Here is a 6,694-nt window from a genome sequence, read left to right on the forward strand (position 1 = left end):
GTGGGATTCCTCCATTACCTTAATTCTGACCAATGAGAAATATTACGGAGCTTTGCTTCAGCAAAAGACAGTAACGGTAGATTTTCTAACCCACAAACGAATAAGGAATAAAGGACAGGAGCAGCAATATTTAATTGAGGACAATCATGAACCGATTGTATCCAAGGAACTATTTGAAGCGGTGCAAAAGGAAAAGGAACGACGCGCCAAGCTGAAAGGGAGTGTGATGGGGGAGAGTAAAAGATACTCCAGTAAATACGCACTGAGCAGTAAAGTATATTGCGGATGTTGTGGGGCCATTTTTAAGCGCCGAACCTGGAATAGCAATAATCCATCCAAGAAGGTCGTATGGCAATGCAAAACGTATGTCAATGAAGGCAAAGCAGCATGTGATGCCAAATCAGTCGATGAACAAGTTTTACATTCCGCCTTTGTACGAGTGTTCAATCGGATGTATAAGAATAAGAAAGGATTCATGAAGACGTTGAAAGCCAATATTGAATCGGTGCTTTCCAGCAGAGTAGAGCAAGAACAGCTATTGGATATCGAAGGGCAGATGCAACAATTGAAATCGGACTTGAAGGAATTAGTGAATCTTAAGCTACGGAATCAGATTGATGAGATTGTATATGAAGAAGAAACAAACAGACTTTCCAATGAACTCAACGAGCTACGACAACAGAAGCTGACACTGGAGCAGGAGCATGAGCAGCAAGCGAAAATCAAGGAACGTGTCGATGAAATCATTCAAGTACTAAGCACACAGCAGGATATACTGGAACAATTTGATGATAACCTATTTAATGCGTTGGTGGAGAAGATAACCATTCTCTCACCAGCGCATTTTGTTTTTACCTTGAAAAGTGGAATGAGCATAGATGAAATATTGGACTAACGAAATCATAGGCTGAAACGATCAATAGGCTAGAGAATATTTGTGGAGTGCATGACGGGAAGAATCAATCGAATCCCGTCTTTTACTCCTTCCCTATACATGAATTGTTTGTCCTGACTTAGCTGATAGCCTATGGCTTCTTCCCATTCGGATAGTAGATGTTGGATATCCTCGTTTTGGTTGGTTTTGAATTGATCCATTTGAGTGAATAGATGCACATCTTCTGATGAACATGAAGCCTGTTGTTCACTGGCTAATTCCAACTGATAAAAACGTTGGCGTAATGCTTCGAGAAACCAATCTGGCCAATTTGACATAGTACATTTTCCCTCCCGTTGTTTGAGTGTGTGTATGTTAACTCTGATGGGGAGGGATGGCAAGTCATTGTTTTTGAGTAGTGGGAAAAAGCTCATTCCTAACTAATGGTTCAGTAGGAATAAGCCTTTGAAAAGTGTTGAATTTTTATGAAGTTGTTTTATGTCTAGCTTGTTGTATTTTACGATCTTAACCTTAAGTTGTAAGTTCAATTCAACGTTTTTAGATAAGATCTATATATTGAGATGGGATAGCATTCGATAACCATACTTTATCATTACCATGATAAAAAGTGAGCCCTTCATTCCAAGCTTTATCAGCATAAACTTTTAAAATTTTAGGATGAGTACTTTTTCTTTTTCCAACAACCATAGCAGTATTAATGTCATCAGATAAATGTACATATTGTCTTCCCATTGGCAAAAGCCCCTGTTTCTTGATTTCATTTAACAAAGCATTCGATGTTCCATGAAAAAGATACTTAGGTGGTTTACATGGTTCCTTAACTATTTTTTTAGATAATGAATGACCGTACATTGCCCTGATCATACCGTTGCTCATTTCATGCCGCTTTTTTTCTGACAAATCAATCATTTGTTTCAAATCATTCTCACATATATCATGCCATATTGCTTGTTTACTCAAAGATTCTATTAATTCGCTTACTGATACCCAACCCTGCTCAACTATTTCTAGTTCGTATTCCCATGGAGCATGTCTCAAAATGTAGGAAACCTCTTTGCTTAACTCTTTATAATTCATTTGTCCTCCTTGCTAGTTAAATCCTCACTAAAGTAACGAGAAGACTTCTTTCTACCTTCCACTTTTATGAAATACATTTCCTTTTTTAACGAATGATGCCATTGAATATCACATATTTCTCCATCAATTTCAGGCTTTTTAACGAGTTGAACCCTTTCACCAATTGTATAGATAGGGGGAGGAACTTCTTTAAAAAGTGTAGGTATAACTTTAAATATTTGGTTGTTATACTTAATGGATATATAGTTTGTGTCCTCATCGACACATTGGAATACCTTTCCATAAGGATTCAAATGACTAAAATCATTTTTTTGTGATGGTTCAACTAAATGTTGACCATCTTCTTCAAACCATGGATAGAGTCCCCATAATCCTTTTAACACTTTTAATCACCTCATATACTTTCTTGATTATTTATCGTATGGGATATAACCTTGAAACTTGGAACTAAATGAAGAAGAAGGTAATTGTCCGAATGCATCCTCCGCTGCTTTTAATGACTCATTACTTGGTTTAAAATGTCCACTACCATTATCCACCTTGTATATCTGTCCACCTCTAATTTCAACAATGCCAGCAGCTTTAATTTGTGGATTTTCTCCGCCAATCAAAGTAGGATGGGGCATTTTTTGGCCTGCCCTTGTTCCGATGACTATTTTTCCTTTTGTATCAACAACATACATATATTGTCCTGACATTTGCTTGCTACCTATTTTTCCGCTATTAGTAATTATATCGTTAATATTCTGTGCAGTAGGATTTTTAATGTAGCTTCCATTTTTTAATACACCTGCTGCTTTGTCAGCAGATTGCATTGCGGGGTCGACAGTAAAAGTCTTTACCCCCTCAGTTTCAAGGGCCTGTTCCTTTGGTTTAATCGGTTTTGAAGGCGTAATTTCTGGTGCATTCTTAAAAGGTTCAGCAGAATTTTTTGTGGTGATGCTCTTCTGATCTATTCGCTGTTGAATTCTCCTCACATTTTCTCTTGCAAGCCTAGCGCTCTCAGATGCTCCTTCTTTTCCCATTCTGGAGAATTCATTTTTGAGAGCTCTGCCTTCACCACCACGACCATCAAGTGCCAACGGCTCTCTTGTTATATTTGCATAGCTCATCCACCGTTGTTCCTCTGGTTTAATTCCCTCTTGATTGGATAGAATCAAGAAGTCACCGGGATAATTTTGTTTCCAGTCATCGTAGTATTTAAAATCTGGATCTCCATTCGCTTTACGAACTACCCCGTCCTCAGCACGGTAGCTTCCTGGCGGGATTTCAGGTCTGTAATTTTCATATGCAGCCCAATGGAGATGATCTCTATAAATTTTCTCATACTCTTCATCACTGATCTTAGGAGGAGAGTTTTCTTTTTCTGCTTTATGGGCAGCTTTGGCTCTAGCTTCTTCTTTTTCTCTATAGTCCCTGAGCATTTTATCCCGAACACTTTTAGGAACTTGTTGTTGGGCGTGAGCTTTGGCATTTGATTCTTTCAGTAGGTTCTGCACCAGCTCTAATGGGCCACCAGAATTAGCTATATGACGCGCACTTGTATATGCTTTTCCTAAAATCCACTTGCTATAGTAGGCTTGTCTCGCTTGCTCATGCTCATACTCACTAATCAACCCCTGCATGGCTAAACCAGCCAAGTGTTTGAGCGGGTGCAACCCCGTTTCTTTACTGCCTCCAACCGTGGGCGTTCCTTTACTACGAATAGGGATGGCTCCAGTTGCTTGTAACACCGTTGCCGCCACTTTACCTGCTGGCCCACCCACCGTATTCAACATCACATTGGCTACGTTCCCCACTGCTGGAATGGAGCCTAACAGTTTGGATATCGTCCCCATCAAAGCATTGGCCTGTTGAAGCGCTGCTGGAGTCGTAACTTTTGCTTTAGGAGTAGGGACTTGGCTGCTCTTAGCTGCTGATTGAGCTGCTTCATATGCTTTGATGCTCATCAATGGAGGTTCAGGCACAGGAGGAAGGTCAGTCACGAAAACGGGAGCTTTCACCGTACCTTCCTGATAAATCACTGGAGCTTTGGTATCCGTCTCACCATCCAGCACCATGCTACTTTCTCCACCTTTGAGATACAGCGCCGTTCCAGCTTCAAGCGACAGTTCCTTACCTGCATCGAGCTTCACATGACCACCCTGAATCTGTACATCCCCCGGACTGTTGATGGTGATGCCAGTATCCTCGTGCAGTGTAATGGAAAATCCATCGGAGGTGGACAGGGTCAGTTCTTGCTCAGACATTTCTACGCCGCTACCTTGCACATGTTGCCATGCCTTCACATTCGGCTGTCCATTTGTGTGGCGTTGTTGTCGAAGTGAATCCGTCACATAGGCATCCTGTTCGCGGTGTGTAGGCAGATACAGTTCTACTTGTTCCCCGATTTCAGGCATATCGTACCATCCACTGTGTTCTTCGGCTACATATCTTGTCGCCACGGGAAACCAGCAGGCTTTGGCAGGATCTTGCTTCGGGTCGATGTCCAGTTGAAGCTGTACGAAATCCTGCTGTACCTTGAGCACCGTTCCTGTCAGCGAAATCCCGGTGGCCTGACCGTTTTCATACCGGGCATAGCGAATATTCTGTTCCGCTTGGAGATCATAACGGGTACGCAGTAAGCCATCCTCTAACCGTGTCACTGCCCGAACCACGACCAGTTCTTTGCCTTGTCCAATGGGTAACGTGATGAGGTCACCCAGCGCATAATATTGCAGACTTTCAATCGTATAGGTGACATACGAGCCAGCACGTTGTTCTCCGGGCTTTTTCGCATCCAGCTCATGAAACGTTTTTCGTACCCTGTAAAACACATCCCGTTCCACTTTATGCTGCTTGCCTTCTGGCATCCCGAAGAAAACTTTGGGTGAGGCTGCGGTCACTTCTGGCACAAGTACGGAACCAAAGCGGGAGGCAAGACGCTTTAAAAATGCCCAATCTGTCTCTTCATATTGTAAAACAAAAGTATCCAGTTTGGCATAATTAGTTACGGTATCAATGGCGTCTCCATACTCATATTTACGAACCATCGAGGTGACCAGATCATCATAAGTGCGGTGAATATCTTGATAGGAACGTTTTTTTAGCTTGATATCCATTTGATAGGAATGCGAAGCAGCCTTCAGTTCAAAGGTATATACTCCCCGCGTACAATTCACAGACATTTGCGTAACAATCCCGTGGAACAGTCTTCTCAGCGATTGTCCTTGATCATCCAACTGACGAATCACAATCGGCTCTTGCTCCATATTTTGTCCGATGCATGCGGCTCCCTGTTCCTCGGAGAGTATACCACGGATATGTAAAAAGGTATGATCATTAATGGTACGTGTTATTTGAAGTTGTTCAATATGTTGTGGCTGAAAGGGACCATAAAAGCGTAGGCTTTCATACCCGATTCCATCTGATAGTAAGCTCAATTGAGTTCATGTCTCCTTTCCAGATGTGATGGCTGATTTCAAGTAAATACGTCATCGTTAATTCGGTTCTGGTTATTGAATACGGATGGGTGCTTTGGCTCAAGACCCATATGTATCACTGAGTTTGTTGGGTACAAAAACATTCTTAATCGGATACAGTTGTCCCAAGTAAGCATTCATTCAAGGTACAAAAGGGCAAGAGGAGATATTTAAATAACAGTCCAGCATATGTATATATCGGTTGAAAGAGAGATTTAGTTTACAGAATGACCCATTCGTTGGGGTATTTACTATGTGTAATACTGGAAGGGAGAGGTATGGGAAGAGGTTTATAGTATATAAAAGCTTATAAATTAGAAGGTGAGAGGGAGCATATCCTTTCCATCACCTCGAAACATATGGAGTGCTGTTCACTACTTGTTAGAAATGAAAAATAATTGACGTAACAGTGCATTTAGGTCCCTTGAAAAAGAGGTCTATTTCACCTGCCGCCGCGACAGGCACAAAAGGAAATAAAGACCACAATAGGAGCACTGGCTCGCTTTGTGGTCTTTTATATAGATTATGCATCGAAAGAATCAGGAAACGTACACTTTATATTACTTTACAGGCACACCTTGATCAAGGAATTGCTCATGTTTTGCAATCAACGTTATGTAACTATCGTTGCAACTATTAAAATAAATCCTATCACTAGACCGGCAGGGCCCCAATAATGCATAGGGATAAAAAACAGACTGTGCTGGTTTCCCATTTGATAGCGTTGCCCCGTTTCCATATCAACTAGCACTTTGTCCGAGTCGGCGTTGAGTGCTTTCCCCAGATACCAGATAATAACTCCAGACACAATGAATACAAAAGCCATCGGCAGCCGGGAATCTATTGAGTCAAGTCCTAGAGCGGATACTAAGCTCCCGACAATAACAAATAAAATCCCTGGAATAACAATATTTAAAATACCAAAACCCTTCCAAACAATCACATGAAAACTTCCTTTCTGGTTATGTTTACGTTAATAGTGAGTCCCGTATGTATATATCCGTACTTTTCTAATAATTACATATTTTTATCATCTATTAACACCTCCTTAAAACCATTACTCTCATAGTTCAAATCCAGCATATGTATTTATCGGTTAAAAGAGAGATTAACTTTACAGAATGATCCATTGGAAGCGGTATTTACAATGTGTATTTTTGGAAGCAGGTGATATGGGAGGGAAATGTAGAGTAGAAAAAAGCATATAATAGGTGGTAAGAGGGAGTATATCCTTTCCACCGTCTCGACACATGTGGAGTGC

Annotated in this window: 6 protein-coding genes; 1 reads left to right on the forward strand and 5 read right to left on the reverse strand. The window is 41.1% G+C overall.

What is annotated here, in order from left to right:
• On the forward strand, window positions 1–895 hold an 895-nt coding region (locus ACIFO6_RS22535; RefSeq protein ID WP_430044087.1), incomplete at its 5' end, for a recombinase family protein.
• Window positions 896–924: 29 nt separating this feature from the next.
• Here the strand turns inward: ACIFO6_RS22535 and ACIFO6_RS22540 are convergent.
• The 5 genes from ACIFO6_RS22540 to ACIFO6_RS22560 all read right to left on the reverse strand — a co-directional run bounded on the left by ACIFO6_RS22540 (window position 925) and on the right by ACIFO6_RS22560 (window position 6,376).
• Window positions 925–1,212 carry a hypothetical protein gene (locus ACIFO6_RS22540; RefSeq protein WP_430044089.1) on the reverse strand — a complete coding sequence of 96 codons (288 nt, stop codon included), beginning with the start codon at window positions 1,210–1,212 and terminating at the stop codon, window positions 925–927.
• Window positions 1,213–1,432: 220 nt separating this feature from the next.
• Window positions 1,433–1,972, reverse strand: coding sequence for an RNA 2'-phosphotransferase (locus ACIFO6_RS22545; protein WP_430044092.1), 540 nt, complete (start codon window positions 1,970–1,972; stop codon window positions 1,433–1,435).
• Window positions 1,969–2,355 (reverse strand): DUF6960 family protein, encoded by a 387-nt coding sequence (locus ACIFO6_RS22550; RefSeq protein WP_430044094.1) that lies wholly within the window; start codon window positions 2,353–2,355, stop codon window positions 1,969–1,971. Before ACIFO6_RS22550 ends, ACIFO6_RS22545 begins: the two co-directional genes overlap by 4 nt.
• Window positions 2,356–2,382: 27 nt before the next feature.
• The gene (locus ACIFO6_RS22555) at window positions 2,383–5,394 is read right to left on the reverse strand and encodes a contractile injection system protein, VgrG/Pvc8 family (RefSeq protein WP_430044096.1); all 3,012 of its coding nucleotides are present in this window, start codon (window positions 5,392–5,394) and stop codon (window positions 2,383–2,385) included.
• 652 nt (window positions 5,395–6,046) lie between these two features.
• Window positions 6,047–6,376, reverse strand: coding sequence for a hypothetical protein (locus ACIFO6_RS22560; RefSeq protein ID WP_430044099.1), 330 nt, complete (start codon window positions 6,374–6,376; stop codon window positions 6,047–6,049).
• Window positions 6,377–6,694 lie beyond the last annotated feature (318 nt).

It is taken from the genome of Paenibacillus sp. NRS-1781 (assembly GCF_050467745.1).
Lineage (GTDB): Bacteria > Bacillota > Bacilli > Paenibacillales > Paenibacillaceae > Paenibacillus > Paenibacillus terrae_A.